The sequence below is a fragment of the Streptomyces sp. NPDC047917 genome, from assembly GCF_043204345.1.
GTDB classification, from domain to species: domain Bacteria; phylum Actinomycetota; class Actinomycetes; order Streptomycetales; family Streptomycetaceae; genus Streptomyces; species Streptomyces sanglieri.
This window is the reverse complement of sequence record NZ_JBIDCA010000006.1, coordinates 506,029-523,168: the sequence shown is the minus strand read 5'-3', so window position 1 is coordinate 523,168 and position 17,140 is coordinate 506,029. Positions and strand designations below refer to the sequence as shown.

Here is a 17,140-nt window from a genome sequence, read left to right as displayed (position 1 = left end):
GTGCGGGCCGCAACGGCGGCTCGATTGTGCCGGAACGCGCGTACGGACTGGCATCCTTGACGGTGCCAAATCCGCCGACTCGGGAACCCCGGGAGCCAATCAACGTGTCACAGCTGCGTACGGTCCAAGTCCTGGGCGGCGGCAGCGCGGGCAGCAGTGCCCACGTCAGCTCGCTCGCCGCGGGACTCGTGGCGAGGGGCGTGCACGTCACCGTCTGCGCCCCGGCCGAACTGGACCGCGCCTACGACTACTCCGGCACGGGCGCCGCTTTCGCGCCGGTACCCCGGCGCAGTGATCCCGCCGCCGTCGCCGCCCTGCGCGCCGCCTGCCTGACCGCGGACGTCGTCCACGCGCACGGACCGCACGCCGCCGTGCGCGCGGCCCTCGCGCTCGGCGGCCGGCGCGTCCCGCTGGTCGTCACCTGGCACGCCCGCGCGCACGTCGAAGGGGCCCGCAGCCGGCTGGTCGGGCTGATGGAGCGAAGGGCCGCCCGGGCGGCGGCAGTTGTGCTCGGCACGACCTCCGACCTGGTCGACCGGGCCCGGCACCGGGGCGCGCGCGACGCGCGGCTCGCACCGGTCTCCGCCCCCGTACCCCGACTTCCCGCCACCGCCCACGCGGGCAAGGCGCGGGCCGAACTCGGTTCGGTGGAACGGCCGTTGATCATCGCCCGCGGAAGTCTCGTACCGCATCACGGGTACGGGGCACTGCTGGACGCCGCACGGCTGTGGCGCGAGCTGGACCCCGCGCCCCTCCTGGTCATCGTGGGCGAGGGACGTGAACGGGCCGCCCTCCAGCGCCGGATCAGGAACGAGGAGCTGCCCGTACGGCTCATCGGCAGCCGCGACGACCACGCCGAACTGCTCGCCGCGGCGGATCTGGCCGTGCTGTGCAGCAGCTGGGAGGCGCGTTCGGTGTCGGCCCAGGAAGCGCTCCGGCTCGGTGTCCCGCTGGTCGCCACCGCGGTCGGCGGAGTGCCCGAACTCGTGGGTGACGCGGCGGAACTCGTGCCGTACGGCAACGCGGAGGCGCTCGCGCGGACGGTGGCCAGGCTGCTCGGGGATCCCGGGCGGCGCGCCGAGATGGCGGCCGCCGGGCTCGCGCAGGCCGAGAGCTGGCCGACCGAGGACGACACGATCGCCCAGGTGCTCAGCGTGTACGACGAGTTGACCCAGCCGCTGGCGGCACGGACGCGGTGAGCCGCCGTCCGGCTACGAGGTGTGGCGGCGGGCCCGGAGAGCCAGGCTCAGGGCCAGTACCGCCTGCGGGTCGTCCAGGTCGGTGCCGAGCAGCTCGCCGATGCGGGCCAGCCGGTTGTACAGCGTCTGACGGTTCAGATGGAGCTCGCGCGCCGTCTCCGCCTTGCGCCCCGCGTGGGCCAGATACGTCTCCAGCGTCGGCAGCAGCGCCGGGCGCGAGGTGCGGTCGTGATCGCGCAGCGGGCCGATCGCCCGGTCCACGAACGCCGCCAGGTCCGGGTGGTCCCGCAGTCGCCACAGCAGCAGATCGATGTCGAGGCGCCGGGCGTCGTACCAGGGCCGGTCGCTGAGGCCGTGCGCGGCCGTCGCCGTCTCGGCGGCGTGCCGCAGCCCCGCGCCGGCCGCCGCCCAGCCGCCCGCCACCCCCACCACCACGACCGGCGGATGAGACCCGGCGCGCTCCAGCCCGGCGCGCTCCACACCGGCCCGCAGCGCCGCAGCGACCCGGTCCGCGACCGCCGTGCGCTCCGTCTCGGACCGCAGCCCCAGCAGCACCGGAACCCTGCCCTCCACGGGGCGCACGCCCAGCAGCACCGGCACCCCCACCGACGAGAGCTCCTCCAGCACCGCCCGCGCCAGCAACGCCCAGTTCCCGGACACCGAAAGCTCGGGGGCCAGCCGCATCACCACCGGCAGCAGCGGCATCTCGGCCGGCTTGAAGCCCAGTACGCGGGCTTGCGCGGGCGCGTCCTCCGGCGTGATCCGGCCCTCGGCGAGATCGGTCAGGAAGTCGCCCCGGCCGCGGGCCGCGAGCTCCTCCTCCTGGCGGGCCTGCATCAGCACGACGGCGAGAATGCCCGCCGCCCGCTCCGCCGCCATCCGGTGCACCGTCACCAGCGGCCCGGCCACGGCCAGCAGCACCAGCCTGGCCCGCACCGAACCGGAGCCGGGGCCGCCGCCCGGCACATCCACCAGCACCGAACCGGTGGGCGGGGTCTCGCGCGCCGCCCGCCCGCCGCGCATCCCGTCCCACACCTGGAGCGGATCGGCGCAGACCGGGCCGGAGCCGGGGCCCGCCGCGTACAGCAGCTGGCCGTCCGCCGTCTCCAGGAAGACCGGATTGGCCGCGAAGTCCGCCAGGATGCCGAGCACCTGGGGCACCCCGCCGCCGCCCAGGAGCGCCTCCGTACACCTGCGGTGCACGTCCTCGGCCTGCCGCAGCAGTGCGTAGTGACCGTTGACGATCTCGGTGTGGATCTCCTCGGTCACCGTCACGAACGGCACCTCGCGGTGCAGCTGCACCAGCGGCAGCCCCGCGGCGCGGGCGGCGTCCACTATCGACGCGGGCAGTCTGCTGAAGCGCGGCCCGAGCTCCACCACCAGGGCGGCGATGCCCCGGTCGGCGAGCCTGCGGACGAAGGCACGCTGCTCGGCGGGACGGGTGCCGAGCCCGAGGCCGGTGGTGAGCAGCAGTTCACCGCCCTTGAGCAGCGAGGCGATGTTCGGGACCTCGCCCGCGTGCACCCAGCGCACCGTACGGTTCAGCCGGTCCGCACCGGCCACCACCTCCGGGAGCCCGCCGCGCAGCCCCGGCAGTTCGAGGGCTCGCTGCACGGTGATTCCGCCTTGCGTCTCCACTGGCACTGGTCTCGCGTCTCCACTCGGATCGGACGGCGGTCGCCCTGATCAGGAAGGTACCGGCCCGCAGCGCCCGAGGCGTCGTCGGGGGAGCCACCGGGGCAGCCGTTGACATCGGACGATCGCCGCTGCGATCTTGTGGACGCCGCGCGGTCCGGGCCGACCCGGCCCGGCGTACCGGGCGGCCCCACATCCGACCGGACCCGGAGCAGACATGGGCGACGACGAACAGGCACACCAGGACGGTCCGGAACTTCCCGGCCCGCTGGTCGGGGCCGACTGGCCGGCGCGGCGGCTCGGCCGGCCGGGACTGGTGGTCCTCGACGCCTCGGTCGGCGCGCACCGGGGCGGCGAGCGGCGGATCCCGGGAGCGCGGGCCTTCGACATCGACGGGGCGCTGTCCGACCACTCCGGCCCGCTGCCCCACACGATGCCCGGGGCCGACCGGTTCACCGAGGAACTGCGCGCCCTCGGCGTGAACGGCACCGACACCGTCGTCGTCTACGACAACGCGGGAATCTACTCCAGCGCGCGGGCCTGGTGGATGCTGCGGGCGATGGGCTTCGACCGGGTAGCGGTGCTCGACGGGGGCCTGCCCGCCTGGGCCGCCGCCGGACTGCCGCTGGAGGACACCCGGCCCGGGCCCGCCGCCGCGCCCGGCGACTTCACCGCGCGGCCGCGCCCGGGAATGTTCGTCGGGGCCGAGGAGGTGGCGGCGGCGCTGGCCGACCCCGCGGCGGTGGTCCTCGACGCCCGGGCCCGGGAGCGGTTCACCGGCGCCGTCGCCGAACCCCGGCCCGGACTGCGCGCCGGGCACATGCCGGGGGCGGTCAGCCTGCCCTTCGGAGAGCTCCAGCACGCCGGGCGGATGCGCCCGGCGCACGAGCTGCGCGCCGTGTTCGCCGCCCTCGCCGGGCAGCGCGAGCGGCTGGTCGTCAGCTGCGGCTCGGGCGTCACCGCGTGCGTACTGGCCCTGGGGGCCGAACTGGCGGGGTACCGCGGACTGGCGGTGTACGACGGGTCCTGGAGCGAATGGGGGCTGCCGTCGGGGCGGCCCGTGGTGACCGGGGCGGACGGGCCGGCGCCCGCCCCGTGAGCCGGGCTCAGCCGACGTACGCCCCGCTCGCCGTCAGGCGCAGCGCCGTGTCGATCAGCGGCACATGGCTGAAGGCCTGCGGGAAGTTGCCCACCTGGCGCTGGAGCCGGGAGTCCCACTCCTCCGCGAGCAGGCCCAGGTCGTTGCGCAGGGACAGCAGCCGCTCGAAGAGCTGGCGGGCCTCGTCGACCCGGCCGATCATCGCCAGGTCGTCCGCCAGCCAGAACGAGCAGGCCAGGAACGCGCCCTCGTCGCCCTCCAGGCCGTCGACCCCCGCGTCCTCGCCCGAGGTGGGGTAGCGCAGCACGAAGCCGTCCTCGGTGGACAGCTCGCGCTGGATCGCCTCGATCGTGCCGATCACGCGCTTGTCGTCCGGGGGCAGGAAGCCCATCTGCGGGATCAGCAGCAGCGAGGCGTCCAGTTCCTTCGATCCGTAGGACTGGGTGAAGGTGTTGCGCTCCGGGTCGTAGCCCCGCTCGCAGACGTCGCGGTGGATGTCGTCGCGCAGCTCGTGCAGGCGCTCCAGCGGCCCTTCCGCGTCCCCGGACTCGATGAGCTTGATGGTGCGGTCCACGGCGACCCAGGCCATCACCTTCGAGTGCACGAAGTGACGGCGCGGACCGCGCACCTCCCAGATGCCCTCGTCCGGCTCGTCCCAGTGCTTCTCCAGGTACTCGATCAGCTTGAGCTGGAGGCCGGTCGCGTAGTCGTTGCGGGTCAGGCCGGTCATGTGGGCGAGGTGCAGCGCCTCGGTGACCTCGCCGTACACGTCCAGCTGGAGCTGGCCCGCCGCGCCGTTGCCGACCCGGACCGGGGCCGAGTTCTCGTAGCCGGGCAGCCAGTCCAGCTCGGCCTCGCCCAGCTCGCGCTCGCCCGCGATGCCGTACATGATCTGGAGGTTCTCCGGGTCGCCGGCGACCGCCCGCAGCAGCCACTCGCGCCAGGCGCGGGCCTCCTCGCGGTAGCCGGTGCGCAGCAGCGAGGAGAGGGTGATCGCGGCGTCGCGCAGCCAGGTGTAGCGGTAGTCCCAGTTCCGGGAGCCGCCGATGTCCTCCGGCAGGGAGGTGGTCGGCGCGGCGACGATGCCGCCGGTCGGCGCGTACGTCAGGGCCTTGAGGGTGATCAGCGAGCGGACCACGGCCTCGCGGTAGGGCCCGTGGTACGTGCACTGCTCGACCCATTCGCGCCAGAAGTCCGCCGTCGCGTCCAGTGAACCTTCCGGGTCCGGCAGACCGGGCGGCTCGTGGTGCGAGGGCTGCCAGCTGATCGTGAACGCGATCCGGTCACCCGGCGCGACCGTGAAGTCGGAGTACGTGGTGAGGTTCTCGCCGTAGGTCTCGGCGGGGGTGTCCAGCCAGACGGAGTCGGGGCCGGCGACGGCGACCGTGCGGCCGTCGACCTTGTGCACCCACGGGGTGACCCGTCCGTAGCTGAACCGCATGCGCAGCTCGGAGCGCATCGGCACCCGGCCGCTGATCCCCTCCACGATGCGGATCACCTGCGGCGCGCCGTCACGCGGCGGCATGAAATCGGTCACTCTGACCGTTCCGCGCGGTGTGTCCCACTCCGATTCCAGGATGAGGGAGTCCCCGCGGTAGCGGCGGCGGTCCGCGGCCGGCGGCTGCGTCCCGTCCGCCCGCGCCGGACCCAGGCGCCAGAAGCCGTGCTCCTCGGTACCCAGCAGTCCCGCGAAGACGGCGTGCGAATCGAAGCGGGGAAGGCACAGCCAGTCCACTGTGCCGTCCCGGCAGACCAGGGCGGCGGTCTGCATGTCTCCGATGAGTGCGTAATCCTCGATGCGCCCGGCCACGTGCATCTCCAGTCGAACGGCCTTGTCGCCCCGTAGGGCATTACTGCGGGTCAAGAGGTCGTCGCAAGGGGTTGTTGTGGGGGATCCTGCGAACAAGTCACCTCGCCCGGGGCAAGTGTCCGAGCAGGATACGACGCACCCGGATGATCCGCGCGACCGTCTCAGCAACAGGTCTGACCCGAACGGGTGTGTGTACGGGCACTCGTGGTGATCATGCGAGGTGAGTGCCCGGATGCTGCCGGAAGCGGGCTCCCTTCGGCGCTGATACCCTGGTAGCCCGTGGACCGGTGGTCGTCCGCAACCGCAGACGAGGCCCCCGAACCGCAGCGACGGCGCCTCCGGAGTCTCCGGACGAAAACGCCGGTACGCACCTCACGATCGCGACCACGGGAGCCCCCTTTGGCTATGCAGCCCACATCCACGACGACCAAGCACATCTTCGTCACCGGGGGTGTCGCCTCATCCCTCGGCAAGGGTCTGACTGCCTCCAGCCTCGGTGCCCTGCTCAAGGCGCGCGGCCTTCGGGTCACCATGCAGAAGCTCGACCCCTACCTCAACGTCGACCCGGGCACGATGAACCCGTTCCAGCACGGTGAGGTGTTCGTCACCAACGACGGCGCCGAGACCGACCTGGACATCGGCCACTACGAGCGGTTCCTCGACGTCGACCTCGACGGCTCCGCCAACGTCACCACCGGCCAGGTCTACTCGCAGGTGATCGCCAAGGAACGGCGCGGCGAGTACCTGGGCGACACCGTGCAGGTCATCCCGCACATCACCAACGAGATCAAGCACCGCATCCGCCGCATGGCCACCGACGACGTCGACGTCGTCATCACCGAGGTCGGCGGCACGGTCGGCGACATCGAGTCGCTGCCCTTCCTGGAGACCGTCCGCCAGGTCCGCCACGAGGTCGGCCGGGACAACGTCTTCGTCGTGCACATCTCGCTGCTGCCCTACATCGGCCCGTCCGGCGAGCTCAAGACCAAGCCCACCCAGCACTCGGTGGCCGCGCTGCGCAACATCGGTATCCAGCCGGACGCCATCGTGCTGCGTGCCGACCGTGACGTACCGACCGCCATCAAGCGCAAGATCTCGCTGATGTGCGACGTCGACGAGGCCGCCGTGGTGGCCTGCGTGGACGCCAAGTCGATCTACGACATCCCGAAGGTGCTGCACACCGAGGGTCTGGACGCCTACGTCGTGCGCAAGCTCGACCTGCCGTTCCGCGACGTCGACTGGAGGACGTGGGACGACCTGCTGGACCGCGTCCACAACCCCGACCACGAGATCACCGTCGCGCTCGTCGGCAAGTACATCGACCTGCCCGACGCCTACCTCTCGGTGACCGAGGCCATCCGGGCCGGCGGCTTCGCCAACAAGGCGCGGGTCAAGGTCAAGTGGGTCGCCTCGGACGACTGCAAGACCCCGGCGGGTGCCGCGAAGCAGCTCGGCGACGTCGACGCGATCTGCGTCCCCGGCGGCTTCGGCGACCGCGGAGTCGACGGCAAGATCGGCGCCATCCAGTACGCCCGCGAGAACAAGGTGCCGCTGCTCGGCCTCTGCCTCGGCCTCCAGTGCATCGTCATCGAGGCCGCGCGCAACCTCGCCGAGATCCCCGACGCCAACTCCACCGAGTTCGACGCCGCCACCTCGCACCCCGTCATCTCGACGATGGAGGAGCAGCTGGCGTACGTCGAGGGCGCGGGCGACCTGGGCGGCACCATGCGGCTCGGCCTGTACCCGGCGAAGCTCGCCGAGGGCTCGCTGGTCCGTGAGGCGTACGAGGGCGAGCCGTACGTGGAGGAGCGCCACCGTCACCGCTACGAGGTCAACAACGCCTACCGTGCGGAGCTGGAGAAGAAGGCCGGTCTGGTCTTCTCCGGCACCTCCCCGGACAACAAGCTCGTCGAGTACGTCGAGTACCCGCGCGAGATCCACCCCTACCTGGTCGCCACCCAGGCGCACCCGGAGCTCCGGTCCCGGCCGACCCGCCCGCACCCCCTCTTCGCCGGCCTGGTGAAGGCGGCCGTCGCGCGCAAGACGGGCGCCGCGGCCGGTGACGGCAAGGGCAAGCAGTCGGGCAAGTAGTCCGGCGCCGCACAGGCGTTAACGTTGACCGGGGTACGCGTCCTTCGAAGGGCGCGTACCCCGGTTTCTGTTTTTCGTGGGAGGACGTAGATGGGTTTCCAGGACACGCCCGAGGAGTGGCAGGTCACCTCGACCGAGACGCCCTTCGCCGGCAACAAGACCAGCGTCCGCACCGACGAAGTGGTGATGCCGGACGGCACGGTCGTACGCCGCGACTACCAGGTCCACCCGGGCTCGGTCGCCGTGCTCGCGCTCGACGAGGACAACCGGGTCGTGGTGCTGCGGCAGTACCGCCACCCGGTGCGCCACAAGCTCTGGGAGATCCCGGCCGGACTGCTCGACGTCCCAGGGGAGAACCCGCTGCACGCGGCGCAGCGCGAGCTCTACGAGGAGGCGTACGTCAAGGCCGAGGACTGGCGGGTGCTGACCGACGTCTACACCACACCGGGCGGCTGCGACGAGGCCGTACGGATCTTCCTGGCCCGCAGTCTCTCCGAGGCCGACGGGGAGCGCTTCGAGGTCTCCGAGGAGGAGGCCGACATGGAGCTGGCCCGGGTTCCGCTCCAGGAGCTGGTGCGGGGCGTGCTCGCGGGGGAGCTGCACAACAACTGCCTCGTGGTGGGCGTCCTCTCGCTCGCGGCGGTGCTCGCCGGTGACGGGATCGACTCGCTGCGCCCGGCGGGCGCGCCGTGGCCGGCCCGTCCGTTCGAGGCCTGACGGGCCCCGGAACCACCGAACGGCGCACCCCGAGGTCCTTCGATCGGACAAGATGCTGATCCGATCGGGGGACCTCGGTGTCGTGCTCAGCCGTGCTCCAGGGAAAACGCCCGCACGCCTGAACTACGCTCACAATGCCCTGACCGGAGTCCCGGCGGGCGACGCGTGCAGCGAAGTGGAGCGTGGCCCGTGACGGATCAGGCGGTGGACACCAGCGGCCCGGCCGAGGCAGCGGGAACCGAGGAGCCGTCAGGTACCGCTCCACCCCAATTCTTCGGGCGCGCACGTGAGTTGAAGGCACTGCGGGCCGACATCGAACGGGCCGGCCTGGACACCCTGGCCGGCCGCAAGGCCGCCCGCGCCCGGGTCCTGCTGATCGCCGGACGCCCCGGCTCCGGACGCACCGCGCTCGCCGGCGAGCTCACCCGGAGGCTGCTCGCCGAGGGCGACCACCCCGACGGACTGTTCCGGGTCAGGCTCACCGACCCCGGCGGCGTGCCGGTGCCCACCGAGCGCACCGCCCGCGAGCTGCTCGACCGGATGGGGGTGACCGGCCCGCCCGGCGCGGACGGGGACGAGCTCTCCGGGATGGTCCGCGACGAGCTCGCCGGGCGCCGCGCCCTGCTGCTCCTGGACGACGCGGTGGACGCGGAACAGGTGGACCCGCTGCTCCCCGACAACCCGGACTGCCTGGTCGTCGCCACCTCCGAGGGCCCGCTGACCGGCATCCCGGGCGTCCGCCCCTGCACCATCGGCGGCCTGGACGCGGGCTCCGCCGTGCGGCTGCTCGCCCGCACCATCGGCGAGGTCAGGATCACCGTCGATCCTCGGACCGCCGAGACCCTCGCCGAGGAGTGCGGCGGACTGCCGGCCGCCCTGGCGATGGTCGCCGGCTGGCTCGCCGCCCGACCCATGGCGTCGGTCGCCGATGTCACCAAGCAGCTGCGCGAACTGCCGGACGACACCGAGCAGTCCACCGGCTCCCGGCCGCTGGCGCGCGCCTTCCGGCTGGTCCACGAATCGCTGCCGCCGACCGCCGCCCGGATACTGCGACTGCTCGCCCTCGCCCCCGCCGGACTCGCCGACGCCCACACCGCGTCCGCGCTGGCCGGCTGCTCCGTCTCGGCCGCCCAGACGACCCTCGACGACTTCGTGGCCCTGGGGCTGCTGCACACCAACGGGGCGGACCAGCCGCAGTACGAGGTGCCCGGCTGCCTCGCACCGCTGCTGCGGGCGCTGCTGGGGACCAGGGACAGGCCGGCGGAGGTCCAGCTGGCCAGGGCCCGGATGCTGGAGCGCACCGTACGCCTGCTGCAGTCCTGCCGGGCGGTCACCGAACCCGAGGGCTCACCGGCCCGCCGGAAGCTCGCCGGGCTTCCGCGGTCGCTGCGTTTCCCGGGCCCCGAGGCGGCCGCCGAATGGCTGCGGATCCGCCGGCCGGCCCTGCTGGCCTCGGCCCGGATCGCCGTCGAGGACGGTGAACTCGACACCCTGGCACGGCGGTTGGTGTCCGCGCTGGTGCGGTCGCTGGCCGTGCACCAAGGCACCGAGGCCGCCGCCCCCGAGCTGTACGGGCTGCACGGGCTGGTGCTGGCCGTCGCCGAGCGGCGCGAGCTGCCGCGCGAGCGCGCCGCCGCGCTGCTCAACCTCGCCGACCTCGACGCCAGGACCGGCCGCACCCGGGAGGCGCTGGACCGCTACCGGGCCGCGCTGGACGCCGGGCGGGCGGCGAAGGACCCGTACGCCACCGGCCGCGCGATGGAATCCGTAGGCGGTGCCTATGCCGAGCTGGGGGACTTCCAGCGGGCCTCCGACTGGTACGGCCGCGCGCTGGCGCAGCGGCTGACCCAGGGGGAGCGGGCCGACGAGGCGCGGCTGTACGGGCGGCTCGGCGCCGTCCACACCTATGCCGGGCGGTACGGCGAGGCGCTGCGGAACTGGCGAGCCGCGGCGGCCGGGTACCGCAGGCTCGGCGACGTGCCGGCCCAGGCGCGGGCGCTCAGCGAGGCGGCGCGGGTGCAGGAGTACGCGGGCCGGCCGCACGAGTCCCTGCACACCTGCCAGGAGGCCGTCGAGTGGGCCAGGCGGGCCGGTGACGTACGGCTCCAGGCGGCGCTGGAGCTCCGGCTGGCGGACACGCTGGACAGGCTCGGCGACCCGGCCGCGGCCGGGCTGCACCGGGGTCTGGCCGACAGATTGCTGGGCCAGGAGGGTGTGGCCTGCGAAATCCGTAGTGCGGCGACTGAAAATTAATGCTTTGTAAGGCTAGACAGCGCGAAACCCTTCATTAGACTGGCTCTGCCGCGTGTGCTCGCGGTGTCTCCATTTACGTAGTGTCTATCCGGGTATGTATAGCTATGCCCGGGTAACCCTCTGAGCCAAGGACCGTGATCGACGTGAAGGTCGGCATCCCCCGCGAAGTCAAGAACAACGAGTTCCGCGTGGCGATCACGCCTGCCGGTGTGCACGAGCTCGTCCGCCACGGCCACCAGGTCGTCGTCGAGGAGAACGCCGGGGCCGGCTCCTCCATCACGGACGAGGAGTACGTCGCCGCCGGGGCGCAGATCCTCCCCACCGCCGACGAGGTCTGGGCCACCGCCGACCTGCTGCTCAAGGTCAAGGAGCCGGTCGCCGAGGAGTACCACCGCCTCCGCAAGGACCAGACGCTCTTCACCTACCTGCACCTCGCCGCCTCCCGCGAGTGCACCGACGCGCTGATCGAGTCGGGCACCACGGCCATCGCCTACGAGACGGTCGAGACCGCCAGCCGCGCGCTCCCGCTGCTCGCCCCGATGTCCGAGGTCGCGGGCCGGCTGGCCCCGCAGGTCGGCGCCTACCACCTGATGCGCTCGGTCGGCGGCCGCGGTGTGCTGCCGGGCGGCGTCCCGGGCACGGCGCCCGCCGAGGCCGTTGTCATCGGCGGCGGTGTCTCCGGCTGGAACGCCACGCAGATCGCCGTCGGTCTCGGCTTCCACGTCACGCTGCTCGACAAGGACATCAACAAGCTCCGTGAGGCCGACAAGGTCTTCGGTACCAGGGTGAAGACCGTCGTCTCCAACGCCTTCGAGCTGGAGAAGGCCGTCATCGAGGCCGACCTCGTCGTGGGCGCCGTGCTGATCCCCGGCGCGAAGGCGCCGAAGCTGGTCGCCAACGAGCTCGTCGCCAAGATGAAGCCTGGAAGTGTACTTGTCGACATCGCGATCGATCAGGGCGGTTGCTTCGAGGACTCGCACCCGACGACGCACGCCGAGCCGACCTTCATGGTCCACAACTCGGTGTTCTACTGCGTCGCGAACATGCCTGGCGCGGTCCCGAACACTTCGACGTACGCCCTCACCAACGCCACGCTCCCGTACATCGTGGAGCTCGCCAACCGCGGCTGGGCCGAGGCGCTGCGCCGCGACGCCGCGCTCGCCAAGGGCCTCAACACCCATGACGGGCAGGTCGTTTACCGCGAGGTGGCCGAGGCGCACGGCCTGGAGCACGTGGAGCTGAGCTCGCTCCTCGGCTGACGGGTCAACCCCTTTCGTCAACCTCGTGCGTACGGCCGGACCTTGCCGAGCAAGGTCCGGCCGTACGCGTGTCGGGCCCCCTCGGCGGTCCCGTTCAACTCGTCTCGAACGTAACCCTTTAACCGATTCGTACACCCGTTAAATCTGCGCCCCGGTGGCCGCACGCCCTTGACAGGGACGTGTTCGATTGCCGACACATCGGGCCGGGTCCGGCGGATTGTGTTGCTGCGGAGCGGTGACACGCCATAGAGTCGCCAATCGTCGGCATGGTGCCACGCTGACCTATCGATAAGTTTCCTGGTCACGTCCAAGGAGGTAAGACGACTTGTGAATGAGTCGACATTTACTCCCGGGGGTGTTCATCCAGGGATGCCTGCGCGGGGCCAGAGCCCGAACGGGCTGGAGGCTGTCGGCTCCGTCGCTGTCCGCACCTTCGCCACCCAACAGCACATGACGACAGCCCCCCAGATGATGGACGGCCTACACGTGAACGCCATGGCCGGCAACGAGAGTGGCCGGGACACCGCCCACTTCGCCGACTTCGACGAGGTGCCCCAGGGGCACTTCTACGACCCCGATGCCGAGTACGAGCCCGATCCGGAGTACGCGGCCACCCTCGCGCCCGACGCTGCCCGTCAGCGCCGCGAGCGGATCGGCCCGACCGGCCGGCCCCTGCCCTACTTCCCGATCCCGGGCCCGCTGACCGATCACGGCCCCGCGAAGATCATCGCGATGTGCAACCAGAAGGGCGGCGTCGGCAAGACCACGTCGACCATCAACCTGGGTGCGGCGCTCGCGGAGTACGGACGACGCGTCCTGCTCGTCGACTTCGACCCGCAGGGTGCCCTGTCGGTCGGGCTCGGCGTCAACCCGATGGAGCTCGACCTCACGGTCTACAACCTGCTCATGGAGCGGGGCATGTCGGCCGACGAGGTGCTGCTGAAGACCGCGGTCCCGAACATGGACCTGCTACCCAGCAACATCGACCTGTCGGCCGCCGAGGTGCAACTGGTGAGCGAGGTGGCCCGGGAGTCCACGCTGCAGCGTGCCCTGAAGCCGCTGATGGCCGATTACGACTACATCGTGATCGACTGCCAGCCGTCGCTCGGCCTGCTCACGGTGAACGCCCTGACCGCCGCCCACAAGGTCATAGTGCCGCTCGAGTGCGAATTCTTCGCGCTCCGTGGTGTGGCGTTGCTCACCGAGACCATCGAGAAGGTCCAGGAGCGCCTGAACCCCGATCTGGAGCTCGACGGCATCCTCGCCACCATGTACGACTCCCGTACGGTGCACAGCCGTGAGGTCCTCGCGCGCGTCGTCGAGGCATTCGACGACCACGTCTACCACACGGTCATCGGACGCACCGTGCGCTTCCCGGAGACCACGGTCGCCGGTGAGCCCATCACCACCTACGCCTCCAACTCGGTCGGTGCCGCCGCCTATCGCCAGCTCGCCAGGGAGGTGCTCGCCCGGTGTCACGCCGAGTGAGTCTGCCCGGGGCCGACGAACTGTTCCGTACCACCGGAGGAATGGGGCTCCAGGCCTCGTCCCCCGCGGACCGGCGACGCAAGGCGAACGGTGAGGCCCGGGTGCCCGGTCCGGCCGGGGAGAGCGATTCCGGGGCGGACGGTTCCGGGACGGAAGCGGCGCAGCCGGCCGACAGCTCCTCGCGCGAGGAGCACTCCGCGGCGGAAGCCGACGCGGGGGAGTCGCGCAGCCGCGACGCCGACCGGGTCGCGGTGGCCGCTCAGGCGGGCCGCAGGCCCCAGCAGTCCGCACCGACGGCCGCGCCCCCGGCGGGGTCGCCCGCCACGTCCCCGGCCGCGCAGGAGGCGGTTCCCGCCCCTGCCGTCCAGCAGCAGCGCAGGCGCGGCGGCGGGCGCGGGGCCAACCGGCGGCCCAGCGGCCGCGAGCGCCACGACGAGAAGATCACCGTCTACGTCTCGGCCGAGGAACTGATGGACCTGGAGCACGCCCGCCTGGTGCTGCGCGGGGAGCACGGGCTCGCCGTGGACCGCGGGCGGATCGTCCGCGAGGCGGTCGCGGTGGTGCTCGCGGATCTGGAGTCGCGGGGCGACGCGAGCATCCTCGTACGGCGGTTGCGCGGCCGCTGACGGGCGAGGCGCCGGTAGCCTGCCCGGTGGGGGCGGCCGCCGGACGAGTGGTCCGGCCCCTTCCGTACGGGCCACGGCCCGCCGCCCGCATCCCGCTGCCCCTGGACCTTCATGCCGACGACCGACGAGCCCGCCCGCACCCCACGCCGCCCCCTGGGGCGCGGCCCTGGCGGCGGGACCGCGCCGGGACCGGTGGACGACAAAGGTGCCGGCGCCGAGGTGCCGGAGGCTCCCGAAGCGCCCGAGGTGCCGGAAGCGCCCGAGGTGCCGGGGGTGCCCGAGGTGCCGGAGAACCCCGAGGTGCCCGAGGCGCCGGTCGAGGCCGCCGGGTCTTCCGGGCCCGCCGACGACGGGCGGTTCACCGTCCGGCTGGCGAACTTCGAGGGGCCGTTCGACCTGCTGCTCCAGCTCATCGCCAAGCACAAGCTGGATGTGACCGAGGTCGCCCTGTCGAAGGTCACCGACGAGTTCATGGCGCACATCCGCGCCATGGGACCGGACTGGGACCTGGACCAGACCACCGAGTTCCTCGTCGTCGCGGCGACCCTGCTCGATCTGAAGGCGGCCCGGCTGCTGCCCACCGCCGAGGTGGAGGACGAGGCGGACCTGGCGCTGCTCGAAGCGCGGGACCTGCTCTTCGCCCGGTTGCTCCAGTACCGCGCGTACAAGCGCATCGCGGAGATCCTCAGCGAGCGGCTGGCGTCCGAGGGGCGGCGGTTCCCCCGGACCGTGGGGCTGGAGCCGCACCACGCCGAGCTGCTGCCCGAGGTCGTGATCAGCATCGGGGCGGAGGGCTTCGCCGCGCTGGCCGTGAAGGCGATGCAGCCGAAGCCCGAGCCGCAGGTGTACGTCGACCACATCCACGCACCGCTGGTCAGCGTGCGGGAACAGGCCGGGATCGTGGTGGCGCGGCTGCGGGAGGCGGGCGAGATCAGCTTCCGTACGCTCACCGAGGACGCCCCGGACACCCTGACCGTCGTCGCCCGCTTCCTCGCGCTGCTGGAGCTGTACCGGGAGAAGGCCGTCGCGCTCGACCAGGACGAGGCGCTCGGGGAGCTGCTGGTGCGCTGGGCCGGGGGCGAGGGGGCCGGGCCCGTCGTCACGGACGAGTTCGACCCCGAGACGCAGGACGTCCAGAAGGATGTGAAGGCATGAGCCAGCAGGAGAACACCGGCGTCGCGGATCTCGATCTCAGGCCCGCGCTGGAGGCCGTCCTCATGGTCGTGGACGAGCCCGCCACCGAGGAACACCTCGCCAAGGTGCTGGAGCGGCCCCGCAGGGCCGTCGCCGACGCGCTGCGGGAGCTGGCCGACGAGTACACCGTGCAGCGGCGCGGTTTCGAGCTGCGGCTGGTGGCGGGCGGCTGGCGCTTCTACACCCGTCCCGAGTACGCGGCGGCCGTGGAGGGCTTCGTCCTGGACGGCCAGCAGGCCCGGCTGACCCAGGCGGCGCTGGAGACCCTCGCGGTGGTCGCGTACCGCCAGCCGGTCAGCCGTTCCAGGGTCTCCGCCGTCCGCGGCGTGAACTGTGACGGGGTCATGCGGACCCTGTTGCAGCGGGGGCTGGTGGGGGAAGCGGGCGCGGAACCCGAAACAGGTGCGATCCTGTACAGGACGACGAACTACTTTCTGGAGCGGATGGGCCTGCGCGGCCTGGATGAGCTCCCGGAGCTCGCGCCCTTCCTCCCCGAGGCGGACGCGATCGAGGCTGAGACGCTAGAGGGTGTGCCGTCGTTCGATCCGGACGCACCGGACACCCCGGATACTCACGCAGACGACAAGACGGATTTTTGATGCGAAGCAGTGGCAGGAACAGCGGAAGCGGCGGCGGAGCCAGGAGCGGCGGCGGCAGGAGCGGCGGCAGCGGCGGCGGCAGGAACAACACCGGCAGCGGCAGGAACAGCAATCCGAACCCCCGGGTTTCCAGCTCCGAGCGCGACGACAAGCAGGAGCAGCGCCCCCGCCGGCCCCGCCCCGAGGAGCGCCGCTACGACGTGGGCAACGACAAGCCCGGCGGCGACGGCGGCACCCGCAAGGGCCGCGGCGCGGCCGCCCGCGGCGGTGCCAAGGGCGGCCCGAAGGCGGCGACCGGCGGCTCCAGGAGCAGCGGCCGCCGTGCCCCGTACGGCGCCCCGTCCCGTCCGCGTGAGCTCGACGCCAAGATCGAACAGCGCAACCGGGACCGGTACGCGGGCAAGGCCGACATCAGGACGCCCAAGACCCACCCGGGTGCCGAGCAGGAGGGTGAGCGGCTGCAGAAGGTCCTCGCCCGGGCCGGCATGGGCTCGCGCCGGGCGTGCGAGGAGCTGATCGAGCAGGCCCGTGTCGAGGTCAACGGCGAGATCGTCGTCGAGCAGGGCATGCGCGTCGATGTGAACAGGGACGAGATCAAGGTCGACGGTCTGACCGTCGCGGCCCAGTCCTACCTCTTCTTCGCGCTGAACAAGCCCGCCGGTGTCGTCTCCTCGATGGAGGACCCGGACGGCCGCCAGTGCCTCGGCGACTACGTCACCAACCGTGAGACGCGGCTCTTCCACGTCGGCCGGCTGGACACCGAGACCGAGGGCATCATCATGCTCACCAACCACGGTGAGCTGGCCCACCGCCTGACCCACCCCAAGTACGGGGTGAAGAAGACCTACCTGGCCGCCATCCAGGGACCGCTCCCGCGCGACCTGGGCAAGCGGCTCAAGGACGGCATCCAGCTGGAGGACGGGTACGCCCGCGCCGACCACTTCCGGGTCGTCGAGAACACCGGCAAGAACTACCTGGTCGAGGTGACCCTCCACGAGGGCCGCAAGCACATCGTCCGCCGGATGCTGGCCGAGGCCGGCTTCCCGGTCGAGCGTCTGGTGAGGACGTCCTTCGGGCCGATCCCGCTGGGCGACCAGAAGTCCGGCTGGCTGCGCCGCCTCACCAACACCGAGGTGGGCATGCTGATGCGCGAGGTCGGTCTGTAGGGAC

The 17,140-nt window shown here is 72.2% G+C and carries 13 protein-coding genes; 11 read left to right on the top strand and 2 right to left on the bottom strand.

Annotated features, from left to right (window positions below; translation table 11 throughout):
* The first annotated feature begins 104 nt into the window (after window positions 1-104).
* Window positions 105-1,199 carry a glycosyltransferase family 4 protein gene (locus ACGF8B_RS17630; RefSeq protein ID WP_392739253.1) on the top strand — a complete coding sequence of 365 codons (1,095 nt, stop codon included), beginning with the start codon at window positions 105-107 and terminating at the stop codon, window positions 1,197-1,199.
* 12 nt (window positions 1,200-1,211) lie between these two features.
* On the opposite strand, the gene ACGF8B_RS17625 is transcribed toward ACGF8B_RS17630, so the two are convergent.
* Window positions 1,212-2,837, bottom strand: coding sequence for a PucR family transcriptional regulator (locus tag ACGF8B_RS17625; RefSeq protein ID WP_392739252.1), 1,626 nt, complete (start codon window positions 2,835-2,837; stop codon window positions 1,212-1,214).
* Window positions 2,838-3,051: 214 nt separating this feature from the next.
* On the opposite strand from ACGF8B_RS17625, the gene ACGF8B_RS17620 reads away from it, so the two are divergent.
* Entirely contained in the window at window positions 3,052-3,933 is an 882-nt protein-coding gene (locus tag ACGF8B_RS17620; RefSeq protein ID WP_392739250.1) for a sulfurtransferase, read from the top strand.
* A 7-nt stretch (window positions 3,934-3,940) separates the two neighbouring features.
* Here the strand turns inward: ACGF8B_RS17620 and ACGF8B_RS17615 are convergent, their stop codons facing one another.
* Window positions 3,941-5,743, bottom strand: coding sequence for a glycoside hydrolase family 15 protein (locus tag ACGF8B_RS17615; protein ID WP_392739248.1), 1,803 nt, complete (start codon window positions 5,741-5,743; stop codon window positions 3,941-3,943).
* A 405-nt stretch (window positions 5,744-6,148) separates the two neighbouring features.
* Here ACGF8B_RS17615 and ACGF8B_RS17610 point away from each other — a divergent pair, with 405 nt between their 5' ends.
* The 9 genes from ACGF8B_RS17610 to ACGF8B_RS17570 all read left to right on the top strand — a co-directional run bounded on the left by ACGF8B_RS17610 (window position 6,149) and on the right by ACGF8B_RS17570 (window position 17,136).
* The gene (locus ACGF8B_RS17610) at window positions 6,149-7,834 is read left to right on the top strand and encodes a CTP synthase (protein WP_392739247.1); all 1,686 of its coding nucleotides are present in this window, start codon (window positions 6,149-6,151) and stop codon (window positions 7,832-7,834) included.
* Window positions 7,835-7,924: 90 nt separating this feature from the next.
* Entirely contained in the window at window positions 7,925-8,551 is a 627-nt protein-coding gene (locus tag ACGF8B_RS17605) for an NUDIX domain-containing protein (protein WP_392739245.1), read from the top strand.
* A gap of 189 nt (window positions 8,552-8,740) precedes the next feature.
* Window positions 8,741-10,804 (top strand): tetratricopeptide repeat protein, encoded by a 2,064-nt coding sequence (locus tag ACGF8B_RS17600; RefSeq protein ID WP_392739243.1) that lies wholly within the window; start codon window positions 8,741-8,743, stop codon window positions 10,802-10,804.
* Window positions 10,805-10,947: 143 nt separating this feature from the next.
* Complete coding sequence (ald, locus tag ACGF8B_RS17595) at window positions 10,948-12,063, top strand: alanine dehydrogenase (RefSeq protein WP_392739310.1); 1,116 nt, start codon at window positions 10,948-10,950, stop codon at window positions 12,061-12,063.
* Window positions 12,064-12,432: 369 nt separating this feature from the next.
* Window positions 12,433-13,551 (top strand): ParA family protein, encoded by a 1,119-nt coding sequence (locus ACGF8B_RS17590; RefSeq protein WP_124718559.1) that lies wholly within the window; start codon window positions 12,433-12,435, stop codon window positions 13,549-13,551.
* The gene (locus tag ACGF8B_RS17585) at window positions 13,548-14,177 is read left to right on the top strand and encodes a hypothetical protein (RefSeq protein ID WP_392739309.1); all 630 of its coding nucleotides are present in this window, start codon (window positions 13,548-13,550) and stop codon (window positions 14,175-14,177) included. The genes ACGF8B_RS17590 and ACGF8B_RS17585 overlap by 4 nt, the downstream gene beginning before the upstream one ends.
* Before the next feature lie 111 nt (window positions 14,178-14,288).
* Window positions 14,289-15,332 carry a segregation and condensation protein A gene (locus ACGF8B_RS17580; RefSeq protein ID WP_392739241.1) on the top strand — a complete coding sequence of 348 codons (1,044 nt, stop codon included), beginning with the start codon at window positions 14,289-14,291 and terminating at the stop codon, window positions 15,330-15,332.
* Window positions 15,329-15,970 carry an SMC-Scp complex subunit ScpB gene (gene scpB / locus ACGF8B_RS17575; protein WP_124718561.1) on the top strand — a complete coding sequence of 214 codons (642 nt, stop codon included), beginning with the start codon at window positions 15,329-15,331 and terminating at the stop codon, window positions 15,968-15,970. Before ACGF8B_RS17580 ends, scpB begins: the two co-directional genes overlap by 4 nt.
* Window positions 15,970-17,136, top strand: a complete 1,167-nt coding sequence (locus ACGF8B_RS17570; protein WP_392739239.1) for a pseudouridine synthase — start codon at window positions 15,970-15,972, stop codon at window positions 17,134-17,136. The genes scpB and ACGF8B_RS17570 overlap by 1 nt, the downstream gene beginning before the upstream one ends.
* Window positions 17,137-17,140: the final 4 nt, after the last annotated feature.

Coding starts and splice junctions, on each gene's coding strand:
- scpB (WP_124718561.1), top strand. CDS start 15,329: ATGAGCCAGCAGGAGAACACCGGCGTCGCGGATCTCGATCTCAGGCCC.
- ACGF8B_RS17620 (WP_392739250.1), top strand. CDS start 3,052: ATGGGCGACGACGAACAGGCACACCAGGACGGTCCGGAACTTCCCGGC.
- ACGF8B_RS17590 (WP_124718559.1), top strand. CDS start 12,433: ATGCCTGCGCGGGGCCAGAGCCCGAACGGGCTGGAGGCTGTCGGCTCC.
- ACGF8B_RS17610 (WP_392739247.1), top strand. CDS start 6,149: ATGCAGCCCACATCCACGACGACCAAGCACATCTTCGTCACCGGGGGT.
- ACGF8B_RS17605 (WP_392739245.1), top strand. CDS start 7,925: ATGGGTTTCCAGGACACGCCCGAGGAGTGGCAGGTCACCTCGACCGAG.
- ACGF8B_RS17580 (WP_392739241.1), top strand. CDS start 14,289: ATGCCGACGACCGACGAGCCCGCCCGCACCCCACGCCGCCCCCTGGGG.
- ACGF8B_RS17570 (WP_392739239.1), top strand. CDS start 15,970: ATGCGAAGCAGTGGCAGGAACAGCGGAAGCGGCGGCGGAGCCAGGAGC.